The 21541-nt window shown below is 51.0% G+C and carries 20 protein-coding genes; 18 read left to right on the top strand and 2 right to left on the bottom strand.

Going from position 1 to position 21541, the window contains the following annotated elements; all coding sequences use genetic code 11:
• Positions 1-8 precede the first annotated feature (8 nt).
• Both ACXX82_RS06865 and ACXX82_RS06860 read left to right on the top strand, forming a co-directional pair.
• Positions 9-1640, top strand: coding sequence for a flavin-containing monooxygenase (locus ACXX82_RS06865; protein WP_458562660.1), 1632 nt, complete (start codon positions 9-11; stop codon positions 1638-1640).
• 111 nt (positions 1641-1751) lie between these two features.
• Entirely contained in the window at positions 1752-2495 is a 744-nt protein-coding gene (locus ACXX82_RS06860; protein ID WP_458562659.1) for an SDR family oxidoreductase, read from the top strand.
• A 15-nt stretch (positions 2496-2510) separates the two neighbouring features.
• On the opposite strand, the gene ACXX82_RS06855 is transcribed toward ACXX82_RS06860, so the two are convergent.
• On the bottom strand, positions 2511-2768 hold the full coding sequence (locus tag ACXX82_RS06855) for a hypothetical protein (RefSeq protein WP_458562658.1): 258 nt from the start codon (positions 2766-2768) through the stop codon (positions 2511-2513).
• Between the two features lie 229 nt (positions 2769-2997).
• Here ACXX82_RS06855 and ACXX82_RS06850 point away from each other — a divergent pair, with 229 nt between their 5' ends.
• Genes ACXX82_RS06850 through ACXX82_RS06825 form a run of 6 tightly spaced genes read left to right on the top strand, consistent with a single transcriptional unit; the run spans position 2998 to position 9513 of the window.
• Positions 2998-4227, top strand: coding sequence for an ABC transporter substrate-binding protein (locus ACXX82_RS06850; RefSeq protein WP_458562657.1), 1230 nt, complete (start codon positions 2998-3000; stop codon positions 4225-4227).
• A 1-nt stretch (position 4228) separates the two neighbouring features.
• A complete protein-coding gene (locus ACXX82_RS06845) occupies positions 4229-5095 on the top strand; it encodes a branched-chain amino acid ABC transporter permease (RefSeq protein ID WP_322233029.1) in 867 nt (288 codons plus the stop codon).
• A gap of 4 nt (positions 5096-5099) precedes the next feature.
• Positions 5100-6218 carry a branched-chain amino acid ABC transporter permease gene (locus tag ACXX82_RS06840; RefSeq protein WP_322233027.1) on the top strand — a complete coding sequence of 373 codons (1119 nt, stop codon included), beginning with the start codon at positions 5100-5102 and terminating at the stop codon, positions 6216-6218.
• Positions 6209-6961, top strand: coding sequence for an ABC transporter ATP-binding protein (locus ACXX82_RS06835; protein ID WP_322233025.1), 753 nt, complete (start codon positions 6209-6211; stop codon positions 6959-6961). The genes ACXX82_RS06840 and ACXX82_RS06835 overlap by 10 nt, the downstream gene beginning before the upstream one ends.
• Positions 6958-7803, top strand: coding sequence for an ABC transporter ATP-binding protein (locus ACXX82_RS06830; protein WP_458562656.1), 846 nt, complete (start codon positions 6958-6960; stop codon positions 7801-7803). The genes ACXX82_RS06835 and ACXX82_RS06830 overlap by 4 nt, the downstream gene beginning before the upstream one ends.
• A 54-nt stretch (positions 7804-7857) precedes the next feature.
• Positions 7858-9513 (top strand): flavin-containing monooxygenase, encoded by a 1656-nt coding sequence (locus ACXX82_RS06825; RefSeq protein ID WP_322233020.1) that lies wholly within the window; start codon positions 7858-7860, stop codon positions 9511-9513.
• 175 nt (positions 9514-9688) lie between these two features.
• Here the strand turns inward: ACXX82_RS06825 and ACXX82_RS06820 are convergent, their stop codons facing one another.
• Positions 9689-10465, bottom strand: a complete 777-nt coding sequence (locus tag ACXX82_RS06820) for an SDR family NAD(P)-dependent oxidoreductase (protein ID WP_323506868.1) — start codon at positions 10463-10465, stop codon at positions 9689-9691.
• A 434-nt stretch (positions 10466-10899) separates the two neighbouring features.
• Here ACXX82_RS06820 and ACXX82_RS06815 point away from each other — a divergent pair, with 434 nt between their 5' ends.
• The 10 genes from ACXX82_RS06815 (at position 10900) to ACXX82_RS06770 (ending at position 21522) form a co-directional block, all read left to right on the top strand.
• A complete protein-coding gene (locus ACXX82_RS06815) occupies positions 10900-12189 on the top strand; it encodes an ABC transporter substrate-binding protein (protein WP_458562655.1) in 1290 nt (429 codons plus the stop codon).
• A gap of 253 nt (positions 12190-12442) precedes the next feature.
• Complete coding sequence (locus ACXX82_RS06810) at positions 12443-13201, top strand: IclR family transcriptional regulator (RefSeq protein WP_322233014.1); 759 nt, start codon at positions 12443-12445, stop codon at positions 13199-13201.
• 560 nt (positions 13202-13761) lie between these two features.
• Positions 13762-14847 (top strand): LLM class flavin-dependent oxidoreductase, encoded by a 1086-nt coding sequence (locus ACXX82_RS06805; RefSeq protein ID WP_458562654.1) that lies wholly within the window; start codon positions 13762-13764, stop codon positions 14845-14847.
• A gap of 75 nt (positions 14848-14922) precedes the next feature.
• Entirely contained in the window at positions 14923-15480 is a 558-nt protein-coding gene (locus ACXX82_RS06800; RefSeq protein ID WP_322233008.1) for a flavin reductase family protein, read from the top strand.
• A gap of 49 nt (positions 15481-15529) precedes the next feature.
• Positions 15530-16462, top strand: coding sequence for a LysR family transcriptional regulator (locus tag ACXX82_RS06795; RefSeq protein ID WP_458562653.1), 933 nt, complete (start codon positions 15530-15532; stop codon positions 16460-16462).
• Between the two features lie 225 nt (positions 16463-16687).
• Positions 16688-17950, top strand: coding sequence for an ABC transporter substrate-binding protein (locus tag ACXX82_RS06790; RefSeq protein ID WP_458562652.1), 1263 nt, complete (start codon positions 16688-16690; stop codon positions 17948-17950).
• Between the two features lie 114 nt (positions 17951-18064).
• Complete coding sequence (locus ACXX82_RS06785) at positions 18065-18970, top strand: branched-chain amino acid ABC transporter permease (RefSeq protein ID WP_458562651.1); 906 nt, start codon at positions 18065-18067, stop codon at positions 18968-18970.
• Positions 18967-19980 carry a branched-chain amino acid ABC transporter permease gene (locus ACXX82_RS06780; protein ID WP_322233001.1) on the top strand — a complete coding sequence of 338 codons (1014 nt, stop codon included), beginning with the start codon at positions 18967-18969 and terminating at the stop codon, positions 19978-19980. The genes ACXX82_RS06785 and ACXX82_RS06780 overlap by 4 nt, the downstream gene beginning before the upstream one ends.
• A gap of 61 nt (positions 19981-20041) precedes the next feature.
• Complete coding sequence (locus ACXX82_RS06775; protein ID WP_322232999.1) at positions 20042-20809, top strand: ABC transporter ATP-binding protein; 768 nt, start codon at positions 20042-20044, stop codon at positions 20807-20809.
• Positions 20806-21522 (top strand): ABC transporter ATP-binding protein, encoded by a 717-nt coding sequence (locus ACXX82_RS06770; protein ID WP_322232997.1) that lies wholly within the window; start codon positions 20806-20808, stop codon positions 21520-21522. Before ACXX82_RS06775 ends, ACXX82_RS06770 begins: the two co-directional genes overlap by 4 nt.
• Positions 21523-21541 lie beyond the last annotated feature (19 nt).

Genomic DNA, 21541 nt, shown 5'->3' with positions numbered 1-21541 from the left:
ACACACCCATGATTCGCACTTCCTCACCCACTCACTCCGCCCTTGCAAGCGATGTCGACGTCGTTGTCGTTGGGGCTGGCTTTGCCGGTTTATATATGTTGCATCGCTTGCGCCAGCTCGGCTTGAAAACCCAAGTGTGCGAGGCGGGAAAGGGCGTGGGCGGCACCTGGTATTGGAACCGTTATCCTGGCGCCCGTTGCGACGTAGAAAGCATGCAATATTCCTATTCATTCTCCGAGGAGTTACAGCAGGAGTGGCAATGGACTGAGCGTTACCCGAAGCAGGACGAGATTTTGCGTTACATCAACCACGTCGCCGACCGTTTTGAATTGCGTTCCGACATCGCATTCGAAACCAGAATTAGCAGCGCCATCTATGATGCTGAAAGTCAGCGCTGGACTGTTCTTACAGAGCATGGCGACACCATGTCAGCGCGTTTCCTGATCACTGCCGCAGGTTGTCTGTCGGCAGCGCGCATGCCGGATCTGGCCGGACTGGATAGTTTTAAAGGACAGTTCTATCACACCGGAAACTGGCCGCATGAGCCGGTCGACTTCACCGGCAAGCGTGTCGGCGTTATTGGCACTGGCTCGTCCGGGGTCCAGACCATACCGGTGATTGCGCGTCAGGCCAGCGAATTAGTGGTGTTTCAGCGCACACCTAACTTCAGCATTCCTGCGTGGAATTGTCCACTATCGGACGAAGACCAACAAAGTTGGAAGGCTGACTACGCCGCGAACCGCGAAAAAGCGCGACACACCCGTTCCGGTATCTTGTATGAATACAGCACGCGCGCCACCACCGACGTGCCGGAAGCTGAGCGCGAGGCGGAATACGAGCGCCGCTGGCAGCGTGGCGGAGCCAACTACACGCATGCGTTCAACGATATTTATACCAACCGCAGCTCGAACGACAGCGCTGCACAATTCGTGCGAAATAAAATTCACACCACGGTCAATGATCCCGATGTCGCGGCATTGCTAGCACCGAACGACCACGCCATCGGCACCAAACGTATTTGCGTCGACACCGATTATTACCAGACATTTAATCAACCGCACGTCAGTCTGGTCGATTTGCGCACTGCACCGATTGTAGAAATCGTACCGGAAGGAATGCGTACCGCTGCTGCTACATATGATTTGGACTGTATCGTGTTTGCCACCGGTTACGACGCGGTGACCGGCGCGCTTGATCGCATTGATATTCGCGGGACCGGAGGCCTCTCACTAAAAGATAAATGGACTGATGGCCCGCGGACTTATTTGGGATTGATGACAGCTGGTTTCCCTAATCTCTTCTTCATTACCGGTCCTGGTAGTCCATCGATTTTGACCAATGTCGTCGTGGCCATCGAGCAGCATGTGAACTGGATCGCCAATTGTCTTGCTTCCATGCAAAAAAACGAGCGTGGCGTGGCCGAGGCGGATCTGAGTGCCGAGAACGATTGGGTAGCCCACGTGAATGAAGTCGCCTCAAAGACACTCTTTCCAAGTACGAAGTCCTGGTTTATGGGCGCAAATATTCCGGGGAAACCGCAAGTCTTTTTGCCTTACGTGGGCGGCTTCGGAAATTACAGCGTGATTTGCGAAGAAGTAGTCGCCGATGACTATCGTGGCTTTGCATTTACATCTGCCTGACGTTGCGCTGGACCGATCCAAACACCTGATTTGGCTATAACAGCCCGTGCGATCAACGGACCAATTTTGCATCAGGTGCAGAGCCTTTCAAACCTTATTATGAATGCCAATATGACTCACGAACAGACGCGTTTTACTAACAAAGTATTTTTGATTTCCGGCGGCGCACGTGGCCTCGGTACTGCGCAAGTCCGTTTTCTGGTGGCCGAAGGCGCGAAGGTTGTGATTGCCGATGTCCTGATCGAAGAAGGCCAGCAACTGGCGCAAGAATTAGGCGACGCGTGTATTTTTCAGCCGTTGGATGTCACCTCCGAAACGCAGTGGGATGCAGCCGTTGCCGTCGCCCGCAGCATGGGAAAATTACACGGTTTGGTCAACAATGCTGGCGTGTACACCCCGCAAGCGCTAGTCGATACCGACACCGCCCAGTTCGAACGGCATATGCGCATCAATCAATTGGGTACTTTTCTTGGCATGCGCGCTGTGGTCGCAGCTTTCGAAGAAACCGGCAGCGGCGCGATCGTGAATATGTCATCCACTGTGGCCTTGCGCAGCGCGCCTAATTCAATTGCTTACACGGCCAGCAAATGGGCGGTGCGCGGTATGACCAAGGCCGCCGCCTTAGAGTTGGCGGATCGCAATATTCGTGTCAACTCGGTTCATCCAGGGCCGATTGATACCGATATGCTCAACATCCGTAGCCGCGAAGAAAACCTTCGTCGGGTACAGCAAGTGCCAATGAAACGTCTTGGCACCAAGGAAGAAATTGCCAAATTGGTGTTGTTTCTTTTGTCTGATGACAGCGCATACATGACCGGATCGGAAGTAGCTATGGACGGCGGTGCCGCCCTATAGTTTGTAGGAGCTACGTCAACCCGCCCCAGCGGCTTTGTGCTTTCCTTGCCCTACTGGCGTACTGTCTGCGTCGGCAGGATTGGCAAGCCCGTTGCTGGGACGGGTTTGCGTAACTCCTACAAAACCGATTTGGCATCCAAGTGCTCCGCCAACGGGGTATTCTTCTTCTTCTTCTTCTTCTTCTTCTTCTTCTTCTTCTTCTTCTTCTTCTTCTTCTTCCCGTACTTTTCTACCTTTACTCCCCAAGTTAATGTTTTTGTGGTCAAGGTTCATAACCACTTCGCGGGGCAAAGTTGCCTATGTCTTATCACTATTTCCTGGATGCATTAAGCATTGAAATGTTTCGGCGATAAATCGTTAAATCAACCTTGCTGGGATGCATATTCGTGATAATATTTTCGCAAACAAAGATTGGTTTTCGAATATTCGAAAAACACTAAATATTAAAACGACTTTCCTGCGATCGCTTAGCGTTGACAGGTGAGCGACCACGGGAGATGAAATGACTATGTTGAAAAGTGGCGCACGCGCCTCTGCTGGTAAATTTGCGCTTGGCTTAATCGCAGCCAGCTTCGCTTTTAGCGCTAATGCTTTCGAGCAAGAAAGCGATGGCGTCTATGCTGATCATATCGATTGGGGCGTCATGATGGATCTGAGTGGGCCCGCTTCGGCAGCCCAGTTGCCTTGGGTGAAGGGTTTTCAGGCGTATATGCGCAAGGTGAATGAAAGCGGCGGTATTCATGGCCGCAAAATCAACATTCTGGCTGAAGATGACCGCTACGACGCATCGCTGGATCGCGTCGCTTACGACAAGCTAGTCAATCAAACTCCCGTATTAGGCATTTCTGGCGTCGGCAACTCGAGCGCGCAGGTTGCCTTGGCACCGTCAATCCGACGTGGCAAGGTGCCTATTGTCGGTACTTATGTGACGACCAAACCAGCGGTTGAGCCTGCATCGCCACTATTTTATGGTTCCTTTTGCGGTTTCCGTGAAATGGCACAAGTTGGTGTCGGATTTTTTATCGATAAGCTGAAACTGAAAGCGCCAACGGTCGCCACCATCAACCTTGATGTCGCGTCCGGTAAAGAATACGCAGGATATATTGATGAAGCGGTGGCGCAGCGCGGCGGCACGTCGAAGTCGATTCAAATAAAAGTAGCCGCTGCTGATGCGACTGCGCAAGTGCTCGAAATCATTAAAATGAAACCGGATTTCGTCGCCATTCATGGCGTACCGACTACCGCCATTTTGGTAATGCGGGCGATGCAGCAATACGGTTTGAATATTCCAACCTTCGCCATTACTTATCTCGGCACGCCGGGTGTGTATGAGGCTTTGGGCCCTAAGACTGGCAGCAACTATTATTTTGTCAGCTGCTTCACGCCGGGCGGAATCGAAGAAACGCCTGCTATTAAAGAGATGTCGGCGTTAGCCGATAAATATGGCAATGGCGCGTTGAAGAACGATGGTAATTATGTCGCCGGATGGGTGGTTGGCCAACTGGCAGCCGAATCGATCGCCCGGGCTGGCGCTGCGCCGACCCGTGCTGCGATGGTTGCAGCAATGGCGAAAGGCTTTGAAGTAGATACTAAAGGCGTATCGTCGCAACTGAAATACACACCCGACAATCATCTTGGGTTAGTGCAACTGAGACCTTATAACTACGATTACGACACCAAGCGCTTCAAGGCGTATGGCAAGTACGGTGACTATCAGCAGGTCGCCAAATAATATGATGACCCAAATCCTTTTCAGCGGCTTAGCGCTGGGTAGCATTTACGGCTTGGTGGCGCTTGGCTTCGCGGTGATATTTAAGGCGACCGGGGTGTTTAATTTTGCCCAGGGTATGTTGGTTGTTGTCGGTGCTTATTTGGCCGTGACTGGCAGTACGCAGCTCGGTTTGCCTTTCCCGATGGCGGTGGTTTTCATCGTCCTTTCCGCGGCATTATTGGGCGCTGCAATCCATGCGTTATTGATTCGTCCTTTGGCCGGTCGTCCATTGTTACCGGTGATTATGATCACTATTGCATTGGCGATTGTGCTGCGTGCCATGATCGAATTGATTTACGGACCACAGGCAAGGTCATTGATGACGCCCTTGCCAACCGGCAGTTTTTTAGTCGGCGGTGTACGGATATCAGAATTGCATTTAACCGCTGCGTTGGTGAGTTGGGCCTGTATGGCAGGCGTGGGTGCTTTCTTCAAGTTCACGTCGGCCGGTTTACTGATGCGGGCCACTGCTGATAGTCATGAAGCAGCGCTTGTGTCTGGCATCAACGTCAATCGCATCAATGCCCTGGCGTGGGCTATCGGATGCGTCCTGGCGGCTATCGGGGGCGTCTTTTTAGGACAGTTGCAAGTGGCGACTGTCGAGCTGGAAAACATTGGTTTGCTGGCCTTACCAGCGGTGGTGATCGGTGGCTTGCAAAGTATTCCGGGCGCCATTGTGGGTGGTTTGCTGGTTGGCTTAATTGAACAATTCGGGTCCGCATATATCTCACCTAAAGCGCGTGACATATTGATTTATGCACCGCTATTGATGATTCTGATGGTGAGACCGTGGGGTTTGTTCGGTCAACGTGAACTCGGTCGGGTGTGATGCGATGAGTACTCAACCTCAATTACAGGCATCCGCCCAAACATTGGTGATCCCAACACCAGCCGCTGTTTTTCCCTGGCGCTGGATCGGCATCATCGCTGCTATCGCTATTCTGTGCTACTTACCGGTGGTACTGGATCAACGTGCGATATTCGGTTTTCGGCTATCTAACCTGCAACTGCTGAATATTGGTTTAACGCAAGTCAACCTGACGCTGATCGCCATTTTAGGTGCACTATCGCTCAATTATTTAACGGGTTGTGCCGGTTTGATTTCTATCGGTCACGCTGCGTTTTATGCGGTTGGTGCGATTGCTGCCGCCGTGACGGGAACGCAATGGGGCTGGCCTTTTCCATTGGTGCTGATCGCCGCGGGAGTAGCTGGCGCCTTAGCCGGAGTCTTCGCGGGTTTGCCGTCGTTACGCGTGCGCGGATTGTATTTTGTGCTGTCAACGTTAGCGTTGCATTTTATCGTCGTATATCTGCTTGCCGAATACCAGTACAAATTCTTTGACGTAGTGGGTATTCCTTTCAACGAAGCTAAGGTCGGACCGTTTGCACTCGACTCTGGATTGCGCTGGTATTTCTTTTTGCTGCCATTGGTGGCCGTGGTTTATATGTGTTTGCGCAACACCATGCGCTCACGTGAAGGGCGCGCATTGATGGCAATGCGTGATCATGAGCTGGCTGCCACTGCGGCTGGTATCGACGTACGCATTTTGCGCTTGAAAGCCTTCGCTTTTAGCTCCGCCATCGCTGCAATGGCGGGTGCTTTATACGCGTATTTCATGACCAATGTTGCTGCGGATTTTTTCAGCATCAACTTCGCGGTCCAGTTCATCGCCATGATCATTATTGGCGGGATGGGATCGCTGGCCGGTTCAGTATGTGGGGCGGTTATCTGGTTATTGTTGCCAGCCGTGATCAGCGGTTTTGCGACCCATGCGGGCGGATCGCCTGGTGTGGTTGGTCAGTTTTTGCTAAATAGTAAGCCGCAACTGGTGAATCTGACTTTTGGACTGCTGGTGGTTATATTGTTGATTTTTGCGCCGGGCGGCATGGCTGGCCTTGGCGTCCAATTGCGTAAGCGGTTTTCCTCATGGCGGAGCAACGTATGGAAATAATGCTCAATGTAGACAATCTGTCGGTTGCCTATGCACGTAAAGGTTTGGCGCTGGATTCGGTCAGTCTGGCCTTGCCAGCGGGCAGCATCGTCGCCCTGCTAGGCGCTAATGGTGCTGGCAAAACCACCTTAATCCGCGCGATTACCGGTTTGCTGGGTTTGCATGGCGGCGGCGTCACAGCTGGCAGGATCGATTTCGCAGGGAATTCTATTCTTGGTTTGCCTTCGCACCAATTGGTGCGACTTGGTATGGCGCAGGTGCCGGAAGGCAGACTGGTATTCAAGCAATTAAGCGTCGAAGAAAACTTACAGGTCGGCGCTGCTATATTGCCGCGGGCGGCTGTCAGCAAACGGATGGAAGCGGTATACACACTTTTTCCACGCTTGCTTGAGCGACGTCGACAAGCCGCTGGCTGGCTTTCCGGCGGTGAACAGCAAATGCTGGCGTTAGGACGGGCGTTGGTAGCAGGACCCCGACTATTGCTGGTCGATGAGCTGTCGCTAGGCCTCGCGCCCTTGATCGTGGAAACGATTTATGAGCAACTGAAAGTCGTCGGCGACACCTTGGGAACCTCCATGTTGGTGGTCGAGCAAAACGCGCGATTGGCACTGCAATTCGCCAGCACCGCTTATGTCCTGGATCGTGGCCGGATTGTATTGTCCGGTCCTGCGAGTGAAGTAGCCGCCAGCGCATTGGTCAAGCAATCTTACCTTGGCAGTCAGCGCGAAGAGGCAACAGTTTGAGCGCCCCGAGTGAGATGAACACTAGCAAGATGCCATCAACGACTACTATGAAGAGTAACGTTTTACTCAATATTGCATCGTTGCAAATGCGCTTTCAGGGTTTAAGTGCGCTGGATGACGTGTCATTTACCGCACAAACAGGGCAGATTACCTCGTTGATCGGTCCTAATGGCGCCGGAAAAACTACCTTATTTAACTGCGTCACTGGCATGTATCGGCCAACATCGGGACAGGTGGTTTTCGACGGTGCCGACATTACAGGGAAAGCAGCGCATCAGGTCTCGCGGCATGGCGTGGCGCGGACGTTCCAGAATTTGGCATTGTTCGGTGGCCTGACGGTGATGGATAACTTGTTGGTTGGCGCATATCGGCAAGGCGCATCCGGCCTGCTGCAAGGTGCTGTCACAAGCTGGCGGGCGCGTGCGGAGCAACGGGCCGCATTCACGGCAGCGACCGAGGTTTTGGAATTTTTAGGTATGCCCGATATCGCTGACGTGTTGCCGGGAGAGTTACCTTATGGACGACAAAAGCAAGTCGAATTCGCCCGTGCGTTAATGCAAAAAGCGCGCTTGGTGTTGCTCGATGAACCGATGGCTGGTATGAGTAGCGCGGAAAAAAGCGCAATGACCGAATTGATCTTGCGCGTGCGTGAGCAATACGGCGTCAGCTTTTTGATTGTGGAACATGACATCCCGGTGATCATGGATATTTCTGACAAGATCGTCGTTCTTGATTTTGGCCGCAAAATCGCTGAGGGAACGCCGCGCGAGGTGCAGGCAAATCCAGCGGTGATCAAGGCGTATCTTGGCACCGAACATGGCGCTGCCACGGACAACGTTTAAATTTTTTACACACCAGCTTTTCGCTGCGATAACTATAAAAAAGAGACCGATACGATGCCACATTCCAAGCCACCGTTGCAGCATGGCGACGCCCAAGTCAAATCATTGAATTCTGCATCGGATGCAGCGTACGACGTCTTAATCATCGGAGCCGGATTTGCCGGCTTGCACATGCTGCATCAGGTTCGTGCAATGGGTTTGACAGCGCGTGTCTTCGAGGCCGCAAATGATGTCGGTGGTGTCTGGTATTGGAATCGCTACCCCGGCGCTCGTTGTGACGTAGAAAGCTTACAGTACTCGTATTCGTTTTCTACTGAACTTGAGCAGGAATGGGTCTGGACCGAAAAGTACGCGGCACAGCCAGAAATATTACGCTATATCATGCACGTAGCGGATCGCTTCGATCTGCGTCGGGATATTGATTTTAATACGCGCATTACGGCTGCAATTTTCGATGAAACGCAAAATCGCTGGCAATTGGAAACTGATACTGGCGCACAGGCATCCGGACGTTTTTGCGTGATGGCAAGTGGTTCGCTCTCTGCCACAAGATTGCCGGATATTCCGGGTCTGGCCAAGTTCACCGGCAAGATTTATCATACCGGCGCATGGCCGCATGAAGGTGTCGATTTCAGTGGCAAAAGGGTGGGCGTGATCGGGACCGGTTCTTCCGGCATTCAAACGATTCCTGCGCTCGCCCGTCAAGTAGAAAACTTAGTGGTCTTTCAACGTACCGCCAACTTTTCCATTCCAGGATGGAACGAAGCGCTCAAGCCCGAAGACCAGCAACAATGGAAAAGCGTCTATCGCGAACACCGCACCCGGGCGCGCGAAGTGGGGACCTTGTATGAGTTTTCAGATAAAGGCGCGATGCAGGCGACGGAACAAGAGCGCGCACAAGAATACGAACGTCGCTGGAATAAAGGCGGCGTCAACTTCGTTCATTCCTTTAATGATGTGATGGTCGATAAGCGTGCCAATGACACGATTTCAGACTTCGTTCGCGCCCGAATTAGAAATACAGTAGAAGATCCTGTCGTGGCAGAAATGCTCTGTCCACACGATCATCCGCTTGGCACCAAACGTATTTGTGTAGATACCGGTTATTACGAAACATACAATCGCACCAACGTTAAACTGGTCGATTTAAAAAAGACGCCGATTACCGAAGTAAGTGCTGAAGGGGTGCGTTGTGGTGACACAGAATATGCGTTAGATGCGCTGGTGTGTGCGACCGGTTACGACGCATTGACCGGGGCGCTACTGAACATGGATATTCGTGGCAGAAACGGCTTGACGCTGGTCGATAAATGGGCCGATGGGCCATGCACTTATCTGGGCTTAATGACGGCCGGTTTCCCCAATATGTTCATCATCACAGGCGCGGGAAGTCCGTCTGCGCTAGTCAATATGGTGGTCGGTATTGAGCAGCATGTTGAGTGGATTAGTGATTGTATAACCTATCTGGATCGAGAGAAAATCACCACCATTGAGGCGGGAGTGCCGGCGGAAAAAGACTGGGTAGAGCATGTCAATAAAGCGGCTAACAAGACACTTTTCCCACTGGCTAATTCATGGTTTTTGGGTGCCAATATTCCGGGGAAACCACGCGTATTCATGCCGTATGTGGCAAGAATTGGGGTGTACCGCAAGGAGTGTGATGAGATTGCGGATAATGCCTATCGCGGGTTTATCCTGACCGCGGCATAATTGATCAGACCGCAATCAAACCACAATCTTAAAATTAAAATTGCTGTGATGAATACCTGAATTTATTTCAGGTTTCAACCTCACGCTTGCAACATTACTTCAACTTGTTATCACGCCTACGATGAACGATTTCATCGTAGGCACATTCTACTGCGTCATTAGACGTTGATGCAGCTTAACAGGCCAGAAATCCACCATCGACCGGCAATATGACGCCAGTGACATAACTCGCCATCTCAGAGGCCAGGAACACGACTGGTCCAACCAATTCCTCCGCTTGCCCAACGCGTCCCAACGGCATTCTAAGCATAAATTTATGCAGCGTTTCAGGTGTGCCGCGACTATCAATAGTCATTGGTGTTTCGATCAATCCCGGGGCGATAGCATTCACGCGGATGCCGTCTTTGGCAAGTTCCACCGCCAGCGATTGGGTAAGCAGTTTGACCGCGCCTTTAGAGGGCGAATAACCCATACTGTTAGGCTGTCCGGCAAAGGCAGCGACTGAAGCCACATTAATGACTGTTCCACGTGTTGCACGCAATGCTGGTAACCATGCGTGCGTCACGTTGAAAGTGCCATTGACATTGACATCCATCATGCGCTGCATATTGGCGACAACACGTGGACTATCTATATTCTCGCGGATCAGGATTCCAGCATTATTAACAACCACATTCACCTGACCAATTTCATCACCAATTTTTTGCGCAAGAGCCGCACAGGCGTCGGTCGACGTAACATCGAGAACGTGCGCCCACGCTTCTCCGCCAGCGGCACGAATCTCTTCTTCCACTTGCTTGATGTTGGCTGCGTTGATGTCGGTGACGATGACACGCGCACCAGCTCGGGCCAGGCCAATTGCAATGGCGCGACCGTTTCCTTGCCCTGCACCGGTTACCAGCGCCAAACGTCCAGTCAGCACCTGCGGTGCCATATTCGAAGAAATGTCCATGTGTGTTTCCTTTTGGTTGTGCGCTGCAATACTTAGCATGTCCGTAGTTGTGCGGATTAATGTTTAACGTTGCGGCGCGTTTGAAGAGGTGATTTCCATGGCAGGTGTCATGGAAGTATTTTTCCAAATATCGAAATATATTTTTTATTTTCGAAAATATTAACACATAATGATTTTAATAAAATTGATGATGAAGACTTTGAGTTCGAACAGATCGGTGCTTTGGACGAAACAGTGTTCGTTACGTCTGCAACTTTTTTATAAATCAAAAAGAGGGAAATAAAAGGGGATTAACAAAGCCAAAGAAGAGAAGAAAAAAATAAAAGAGACGTGAAAGATCACGCTCGAATCCATGTCAGTCGTCAAAAGGGCGCTCAGAAATTAATCGAGACGTTCGATACGACTTGGCATAGTTGCCAAATTCAGGAGACAAAATGAATCACCATCATCATCACCATAATCATGCGGTCAAACCGTCTACTTTCTTTTTCAGATATAAAACACCCACATCAGGTCTGAGTAGCTGTGTCAGAAGAGTAAGCGTCAGTCTGGTCATCGCCACCGTAGCGATCACCGCGCATGCCTTTGAACAACCTAACGATGGCGTGTACGCCGACAGGATTGATTGGGGCGTGATCATGGATATGAGCGGCACGGCGTCAGGATCGCAGATACCTTGGGTCCGCGGAATGCAGTCGTACATGCGCAACCTTAACGAGGCCGGAGGAATCAACGGCCGTAAAGTTAATCTTGTACTTGAGGATGATCGTTACGAGGCGCCATTGGTACGCATCGCCTATGAAAAATTGAGTAGCCAGACGCCAGTCATTGGCATATCAGGATTGGGTAACACCAGCGCCCAGGTCGCGTTAATGCCATCTATTCGCCGTGGCAAACTACCCGTCGTCGGAACCTTCGCCGTCACCAAAGCCGGTATCGAACCGCCGTCGCCGATGTTCTACAACGGGTACTGCGGGTTCAAGCAAATGGCGCAGGTCGGGGTCGGCTATTTTGCGGATAAACTTAAACTCAAGGCGCTCAAAGTTGCAACTGTTCACATGGATGTGGCGGGGGGAAAGGAGTACGCCGATTATGTCGATGCAGAAGTGCATAAATATGGTGGTACCTCGCAAGCGTTTCCAGTCAAGGTCGGTTCAGCCGACGTGACCGCGCAAGTGATGGGAATCATCGCCATGAAGCCGGATGTTGTGACGGTATACGGCGTTCCTACTCCGACCATTTTGCTGATGCGGACGATGCTGCAATATGGTTTGAAAATTCCTACTTTTTCCATTACGCAACTTGGTACGCCTGATATCTATTCTGCGCTGGGCCCTGAGGCCGGTCGCGATTATCATTTTGTCAGCTGCTTCACGCCGGGCGACATTGAAGAACCGGGCGGTATCAAGGAAATGGCCGCCGCCGCTGATAAATACGGTTTCGGCGGATTGAAGACCAATGTCAATTTTGTCGGCGGATGGGTGGTTGGCGAACTGGTGGCGGATGCGATTGCAAGAGCCGGGAAGGAGCCGACCCGTGCAGCGATGGTCGAAGCAATGTCAAAAGGCTTTGAAGTCGACACGAAGGGCGTTTCTTCACCGCTAAAATTTAGCCCGGATAATCATCTCGGTATGTCAGCGTTGCGGGTCTACAGTTATGACTACGATGCAAAACGCTTTAAAGCCTACGGCAAGTACAGCGATTATCTCAAGTACGTTAAATAGTCCTGAAATAGTTTATTAAACGATCTCTCTCAATACGCACAAATACGCCCACGTTATTCCTTCAATTAATGTGAAGGAATGACGGTATCGGCAGTGCGTAAAGTTGACGTGTTGAGATGGCACAAATTTTGCTATAATTTCTAGTCGAAAAATCACTTTTCGATATTTCGAAACTACTAAATCATTTGGTCAATAACAGTATCTTGTCGCCATCCGTGGCAGGATCGGTAATTTCTGTTTAACGAGGCATCCCATGAGTCCCGACCGATATCTACGCACCTTCGATGTGCTTGACTTGTTAGTGCGCTTTAAAGAAGGTCTGCGCCTGACCGAAATCAAAGAAGCGTTAGGCCTGCCGGTCAGCAGTGTCCACAATATGTTGCAAACCATGGTGGCGGCAGAAGTCTTAACCATGACGGAAGACTTGCGCTACTCAATCGGTCCGCGAGTCGTCGGCATCGCGCTATCGACCGTGGCCTCGCTCGATGTGCGGCCATTGGCGCGCCGCCATTTGCAAGATCTGGCAAAAATCATTGGCGACGACGTCTATCTCGGAATGAATATGGGGCAGCGTGTGTTTTATGTTGACCGATGCATGGGTACGCAGCGTATTTCGCTCGATATTCGTTTGGGCGAGCGGCTGTCGCTGCACTGCACCGCGACCGGCAAGCTATTCGCCGCCAACGATACGCGCCTTGCTGCGAAGGCTTTATCTGGGCCGCTAAAAAAACTGACTACTAATACCATCACTGATGCGCGTGCATTGGAAGCGGAATATCAGCGCATTCGCAAGCAGGGTTACGCGAAAAGCGAAGAGGAAGCGGTCGAAGGCGTGGTCGGCTATGCCATTCCCATCCGACATGCCAATGGTAATTTGGCGGGGGCGATTCACGTTTCCGTCATTGGTCGGCGGGCAACCAAGTCGCACGAACATAAACTATTGGATGCCGCCCGTGCTTGCGCAGAGCAGATTGAGCGCAGCCTAGGCAACATACGGCCGGTCCTGACGTAAACGCGCCCCAGCGGCGTTGTGCTTTCCTTGCCGCACTAGCGTGCTGTCTGCGTCGGCACGCCTTGCTGGGACGCGTTTGCGTCAGGACCGTTGGCTGACTTGGCGACCGTCTTAACTCCCAGCCGCGTTGTGCTTTCCTTGCCGCCTACCAGGCCCGGCACTCAAATATTGTCTGCGTCGGCACGCCTTGCTGGGACGTGTTTGCCTAAGGACTGAACGTCCAACTTAGCATCCAACAAAACCCGTATCGGTTTTTGCTTTTCTTTAGTACTTCTGGGCACTGTCTGCGTTGGCAGGGTTGGCAAAGCCCCTCGCAGAGATCATTTTGCGTATGGACCATCATCTGACTTGGCATCCAACTCGCGGATTTGCCTTTCTTACACGTTTAAATCCTCAACAGTCTAGGCGGTCAACAATTCCTCCAATTTAGTTAACAATCTAATACATCAGAAAAACTGATCGTTTACGGTCCAATCAAGTGTCTTTTTTTAATCTATTGCCTTGCCTAAACTAGCTTTAAGCGATATAGATTAAATATAAATATAAAAAAAGGAGATTTGATGAAACTCGGATTTTTCACGATGCCTATGCATCCTATTGGTAAAGATTGGCAAACTTCCCTGCGCGAGGACCGCGAAGCTTTTATTTTGGCTGATCAACTGGGCTTCGTTGAAGGTTATGTAGGTGAGCACGCGACTGATCCGGAAGAAAACATCACTTCATCCGCTTTGTTTTTGGCAACGCTGGTCGATGCGACCAAACAAATGAAGCTGGGTACTGGCACTCTCAATCTGCCGAATCATCATCCTGTTACTCTCGCTAGTCACATCGCGATGCTGGATCATTTGCTGGGTGGGCGTTTTATCCTCGGGATTAGCCCGGGCGCGCTGCCTTCGGATGCTGAAGCTTATGGCAACTTCGATTTGCCACGTCCTGCGATGTTTCTTGAGTCGATCAATCAGTTGCTGAAAATATGGACGACTGAGCCGCCTTACAATCTCAAAGGTGAGCACTGGAATATATCGACGGAACGTACTTACATCGCGGAGACCGGGATGGGGTCGATTCCGAAGCCGCTCCAGCGTCCGCATCCGCCGATTGTCGTGACAGCCGTCGCGCCATTTTCGCAAGGTATTACCGAAGCCGCAGCGCGTGGTTGGGATCCTATTTCAGCCAATTTCTTGCTGCCGAAGTGGGTCAAGAGTCATTGGACCAAGTATGTCGAAGGTTGCGCACGGGCGGAGCGGGAAGCCGACCCTGCGAACTGGCGCGTCGCCAAGACCGTGTTTGTGGCGAAGGATGATGCTACCGCCGAGGCTTATGCGTTAGGCACCGATGGTCCTTATTATTACTATTACCGTTCTTTGTTCAATAAACTGAAACGCCGTGGTTCGCTGGGTGTTTTCAAAAGCGATCCTAAAATGTCTGACGACAGCGTGACCCTTGAAGATGTCATGAAGCAACTCGTCATTTATGGTTCGCCGTCAAAGGTCGCCGATGAGATCCATGCGTTGCAAGAAGTCACTGGCCAATTCGGTACGATGCTCTATGCGGGTGTCGACTGGACTGACCGCGAACTGGCGCGCGACTCTATGATCTTGATGGCCGAAAAAGTACTTCCTCTGGTCAATGTGGTCAACGGCTAAGAGCAAGATCATGATCGCCCCGTCGTCAATTCCTTTGCATGTGGTTGCGTTTGCCCTCGACGTTAAGGGGCAATCATGGCGGTGACTCACTTGTATCTGGACGGTCAGCATGACACTCGACAGCTACGAAATGCGCTGGGCCGTTTTCCTACGGGCGTGACTGTTATTACCACGCGCGCACCCGACGGAAAATTGGAGGGGATGACGGCAAATTCCTTCTCGGCCTTATCGTTGGACCCGCCGTTGGTGTTGTGGAGTATCAGACGGAACGCGCTTTCGCTGCCAGGATTTTTGGCATCGGGGCATTTTGCGATCAATGTTCTCGGCGTGGGTCAATCCGATTTGTCACAACGCTTCGCCACGCCCAATGAAAACAAATACGGTGGACTCGCGTACGAGGAGGGATTGGGTGGCTCGCCGGTGCTGGATGGCGTGCTGGCTAGTTTCGAATGCGAGACTCAAAGCACCATTGATGGCGGCGATCATGTATTGTTCGTCGGTCGGGTGCATAAGGTTTCTTACCACGATGGCGAGCCCTTGATTTTCAATGCGGGACGTTATTGCACGGCTTTGCCTCTTCAGATGGGTTCGATATCATCGGATGTCAGTGCCATGTGGGCCGACCTGGGCTAGTAGCAGACCAACCTAGTTTTAATTCACATTAGATTCACATAATGTTTATATGAAGCGCGTCACACTCCTCAATCTTGAAACCCTGTGCTGGATTTCCCGGCTTGGCACTTTTCACGCCACGGCGCTGAAAATGAATGCCTCGCCGCCTGCGATCTCAGCGCGCGTGCGTGAAATGGAAGCCGCCTTGGGAGTGGCACTGTTCAGGCGTCAGGGACGGCGCATGGAGTTGACTTTCCAGGGCCGCGAACTAGTGCAAATGGTTGAGCCATTATTGCGTCGTCTTGATGGTGTCGTAGGTGATCTGGACAACGCGGAAACTGCCAGCGGCACTGTGCGTATCGGTGCCGGAGAGATCGCGGCGTTGAGTTGGTTTCCGACCTTTATTGCCAACTTGCGTCAATTGATGCCCAAGGTGGTGTACCAAATTGAAATCGATTTGACCACATCAATGCGTCAACGCCTGGAAACAGGGAAGCTGGACGTCGCCTTGTTTGCCGCGCCTGCGGTAGGCCCGGATATTCGATCAGAATCGTTGGGAACGGTGAAGATGTGCTGGATGATGGCACCCGGACTGGGAGGCAAGTTCCCGGCAGCGGCGACCTTGCGCGAGCGGTTAGAGGCGCATGCCATTTGGTCCTTGTCGAAACCGTCAGCTAGCCATTCAATGACGATGGATGTGTTGCGTGAGCAAGGTATAGACAGCGATGCAATCGGCACGTGCAACAACATCATGGCGTTAATCGCCATTATCTCCAGCGGCTCAGGCATTGCTCTGTTACCGGAAATCCTGGTGCGCTCGCACCTTGCCAGATCAGAACTGGTTCCCTTAATGCCAGGATTGGCAATGCCGGAACTCGAATTCGTCATCGCATGGAATGTCGACCAGGAACAATTAATTATTCGCAATATTGTCGAAGTGGCGCTGCAATGTACTACCTTCGAAATGCCCATTACCGACATGGTTGCGTCACCCAAGTTGTAACGCCGCAGCGTTGTTCATAGCGATCCAATAAAAACCATCGCCAAGTCCCGAAATAAAATTATTTCATAAAAAAATAGGGTATTATTTTCGAAATAATGAATATATTTTCTTAAATTCGAAAATTAAATTATTTTAAATCAAGCTTGGAAATAATAAAAGTACGTAATTTAATTATAAAAATAACATCAAATTTTCTAAAAAATATAATAGATATAGGTGGAGACAATGACAAAAATATCGCTCAAGCGGCGCCGGATATTAGGTGCGGCCGCTTCCCTGGGTGTGGCTGGTGCAAGCTTAGGATTTCCTTCAATTTTGCGTGCTCAAACCGCACAAACGATCAAAATCGGTATTCCAACGATCATGTCGGGACGCATTGCCCAATTGGGTATTTCGTCAACCAATGGCGCGCAATTAGAGGTCGATGCCTTTAATGCAGCTGGTGGCTTCAACGGGCAGATGGTCGAGTTGTTGATCCGTGATTCAAAGGGTAAGCCAGAAGAATCGAGCCGATTGACGCGCGATTTGATCAACAGCGATAAGTGCAACTTTATCCTTGATTGCGATGCTTCCAATGGCGCGTTCGCGGTGCATGAAGTAGTGCGCGGGACCGGCACTTTATGCATCCACGCCAGCCCGGAAATTTCGACACTGACCGCTGACCCGAAGATGAAAATTCCGAATGCCTTTCGCACTGCACGTCAAGGTGCGCAAGATGCGATCGTGGCCGGACAGTATGCTGCCGAAGTAGCAAAGCAAAACAACTTCACCAAATGGATGACCATCGGTCCTGATTATGCGTATGGTCGCGATACCACTGCGCTTTTCGTCCGGTATTTGAAACATTTCAGTCCATCAGCGCAGATCGTCGGCGAAGCGTGGCCAAAAATGTCGCAGCCAGATTACACCGAGTTCATCACCAAAATCATGCAGGAAAAGCCGCAGGCAATATTTACCTGTCTGATCGGCGGCGATTTGGTCTCTTTCATCGATCAGGGCAATCTGTATGGCCTGTTCAATGAGATTGAGGTGTTTGCGGTTGCGCTGGCAGATTTCACCACTATTTCTAAAGTAAAAGCGATGCCGAAGCGGGTCCACTCGGGCACCCGTTATCTAAGCGCTTTTCCGAATACGCAGAACAACAAGGCATGGGCGAATGCCTACAGCGCAAAATTCAAGGATTCTCCGACAAACTGGTCGTGGCAAGCCGCTTCCGGTATGGATTTTATGCTTGAGGCCATACGCCAGACGAAGTCGGTTGATTCGAAAAAAATGTCCGATGCGTTGCGCGGTATGCAAATCAAATCGCCATTCGGTAGCAAAGGCCTGTTGACACTGCGTGCTAGCGACCAGACGTTGGTTGACTATGCCACTGGTTGGGGCCGTATTTCTAATAAATTGCCTTTCATTGAAAATGCAAAAATGGCCGATTGGGGTGTTATCACCGACTTGGAAATGAAGTGGAAAAAAGAAAACGGCTGGGCTTAAGTTTAGTCGCTTAAACCTTGTTGCTCGGTTCTGGTTGCTTGGTGCAGTTAGTCTTGGGCCAGAATTGAAAGCAAGTCGTTTTCAGATTTTGTTGGTGTCGTCGGAGAAACTTGAGTGGATATTACTGCGTTATCAGCCTGTGTGTCGTCGGCTTCTTGCATGATGACCCAAGGCCTGAATGCCTTCGTTATTGGTATGCTGTTATTTTTGGTCGCATCCGGTTTGACGTTAATTTTCGGTGTCTTGAAAGTGGTCAACTTTACGCACGGCTCCCTGTATATGATGGGTGCTTATCTTGCCTACTACATCTATGGAATAACAGATAGCTATGTGCTGGCAGTTATCATCGCCTCAGCAGGCATTGCTGTGTTCGGTGTATTCCTCGAGCGGATCTTTTTCCGGCGTTTGTATCAAAGTAATTTTTTGATGCAACTACTGATGTGTTATGGCTGGATTCTGGTGTTGGACGATCTGGTCCAACTGATGTTCGGTGCCGAATTTCAGTCAATGGGTATGCCATCTTTCTTTGCAACCGCACCATTAATGATTGCTGGCGCACCGATTCCGCTCTTCTATATCTTCCTGATCGGCATCAGCTTTTTGGTGGCATTGGCGGTTTGGCTACTGATTGTCAAAACGTCGTTCGGCAGCAAGGTCCGCGCGGCGGCGACCAATACATCCATGACAGGCGCGTTGGGAATCAATACTTCGTTGCTATATGCCGGTGTGTTTGCACTCGGTGCCGGACTTGCCGGTCTGGCTGGCGCATTGGCCGCTCCGGTCCGGTCGTTAGTGCCGGGAATGGGTTTCTCTATTTTGATCGAGTCATTCATCGTCACCGTCATTGGCGGCATGGGTTCAATCGGCGGCGCCCTGGTTGCGGCAATCTTGATTGGCGTATGTCGATCATTCGGCAGTGTCGGATTTCCGATGTTTACTGAAATTGGTGTGTTTGCGTTGATGGCTGTAGTGCTGGTTTTACGGCCCGATGGCCTCTTTGGAAAAGGCGCTCAACGATGAACAATCGCCTGCTCTCATCAACCTCGTTATGGGTGATCGTAGCCTTTATTATTGTGGCGGGGCTGCCTAGCGTGATCGCCTCACAGATGGTGCTGGACTTGATCATTCACATCGCTATATTTGGATTATTTGCGATCTCGGTTAATTTGTTAATCGGTTATACCGGCCTGATTTCTTTCGGTCACGCCATGTTTTATGCCTCCGGTGCTTACGCGTTCGGCTTGTTGATGCAAACCGGCATGTGGTCGATCCCGGCAGCGATGGCAATGGCGGTACTAAGCAGTGCGTTACTCGCCTTGATCGTGGGTCTGATTTGCACTAAAACCAAAGAAATTTATTTTACTTTTCTAACGCTGGCGATTCAGATGATGTTCTACAGCACGATCCTGAGTTGGCAGACACTGACCGGCGGCGATCAGGGATTGACCGGCGGTTTTAAGAAACCGATTTTTCTCGGTATCGATCTGGCGAATACGCATCATGTGTATTACTTCATCGCCGGCGTCGTTATCGTATCGCTCGGATTGTTGTGGCACATCACCAAATCACCTTTCGGCTATGCACTACGCATGGTTCGCGATAATGCTGCGCGGGTTGAGTTTTTAGGGATGAACGTGCGTGGATATCGCGTCGCGGCATTCGTGATCGCAGCGGCTTTTGCCAGTGTCGCCGGGGTGCTGATGAGTTTGTACGTGAGCGCTGCTTATCCTAACTTTGGTTACTGGACCATGTCGGGAGAAGCGATTTTCATGATTATGTTAGGTGGTGTGAATACGTTCCTTGGCCCGTTGGTGGGTGCGACCATGTTGACCTTGCTTAATCATTATGTCACTGCACATACCAAATACTACGGGCTGGTCTTAGGCACCATTATTTTGCTCTACGTACTTTTGTTACGTAAAGGCTTGCTGGATATTGTCGTTGAGCGGTTTATTGCCTTCCGCCTTGGACGCACGAAGCCTGCCCAATTGGTCAAATTTGACAACCCCGTGGAATCGAGACTTCCTTGAACTTTTCAACGTATTTCTCTGCTGTTGTTGTTAGACAGGTTGCCATTTTTCGGGACACGCCATGCTAAAAATGACCAATGTAACAAAGGCGTTTGGTGGCGTCGTTGCAACCAATGATTTTTCGGCAGAATTTGAGCGCGGCAGCTTGTCAGCAATCATCGGCCCTAATGGTGCAGGCAAAACCACGCTATTTAATCTCATCAGTGGCAAAATAAAAGCAGATTCCGGCAGCATTATTTTTGACGGAAAAGACATTACCACCTTGCCAGCGAAGGCGATTGTTCAACGCGGGATCGGACGCGCATTTCAGGTGTCCAGTATTTTTCCCACCTTGACTGTGGCGCAATCGCTAGAAGCAGCGGTGATGGCACATCGTGGCCAAATGAGTAATATCTTTGCCTCGTTTTCAACGCCGCGTTCGCCGTCTTTGGTGAAGGAGCGGGCAGCAGAAATCGTAGAAATGCTCGGCATGGAATTAAAGGCGAATACGCTAGCCCGAGAATTACCGCATGGGGATCAGAAGCTGCTCGATATCGGTTTAGCGCTCGCGCTTGAACCGCGTTTGTTGTTACTTGATGAGCCGACGGCGGGCATGGGACCGGAAGAGCGGTTGTTGATGATGGAGCGAGTCCACTATTTATGGCAGCGGGAAAAAATAACGATCATTTTTATTGAGCATGATATGGACATCGTATTTGCCCGTGCGCAAACCATCCGCGTATTGTATTACGGCGCATTGCTGGCCCAAGGCACGCCCGATCAAATTCGTAACAATCAGGCTGTCATTGACGCTTATCTGGGCACTGGATTTGAAGAGGCTGCTGCGTGAGCGCCGACAGCAGTTTGTCGGTCGGCGGACTAACCGCATTTTACGGCGCCAGCCAAGTGTTATTCGGTATTAATCTGGAAGTGGGCCAAGGTCAATGCCTGGCATTGTTGGGTCGCAACGGCGCGGGCAAGTCGACCACGATGAAAGCTATCGCGGGCATTATTCCCAGCGCCGCCACGAAAATAGATCTGCATGGAAAAAGCATCAACGGCATCGCATCCTACCGCATCGCTCGCGCCGGGCTGGGATTCGTACCGGAAGACCGGCAAGTGTTTCCAGAGCATTCAGTGGAAGATAATTTGACGCTGGCAGAAAAGACTGGCTTGCAGAATCAGCGTGACTGGACGTTACAGCGTGTTTATGAAGCCTTCCCGCTGTTAGTGCCATTGCGCAATCGATTAGCGGGACAGTTATCTGGCGGCGAGCAACAAATGCTGGTGATTGGACGTGCGTTGATGGGCAACCCGTCGGTGCTGTTGCTGGACGAACCGAGCGAAGGATTAGCGCCGGTAATTGTCCAACAAATAGCGGTGCAGATTAAGGCATTACGAAAAGGCGGAACGACCATTTTACTTGCCGAGCAAAATATGCATTTTTGCCTGCATGTGGCGTCGCACGTTGCTGTTATCGACAAAGGAAAAATCGTTTATTGCGATTCGGTCGAAGGCTTGCGTAATAATGAGCCCATTAAACGCCGATATCTCTCTGTGTAACCCGGTTGGGGAGCATTCC

This window comes from Glaciimonas sp. GNP009, assembly GCF_054343755.1.
Note: the sequence above shows the minus strand (reverse complement) of the source record. Positions and strands in the feature narration are given on the sequence as shown.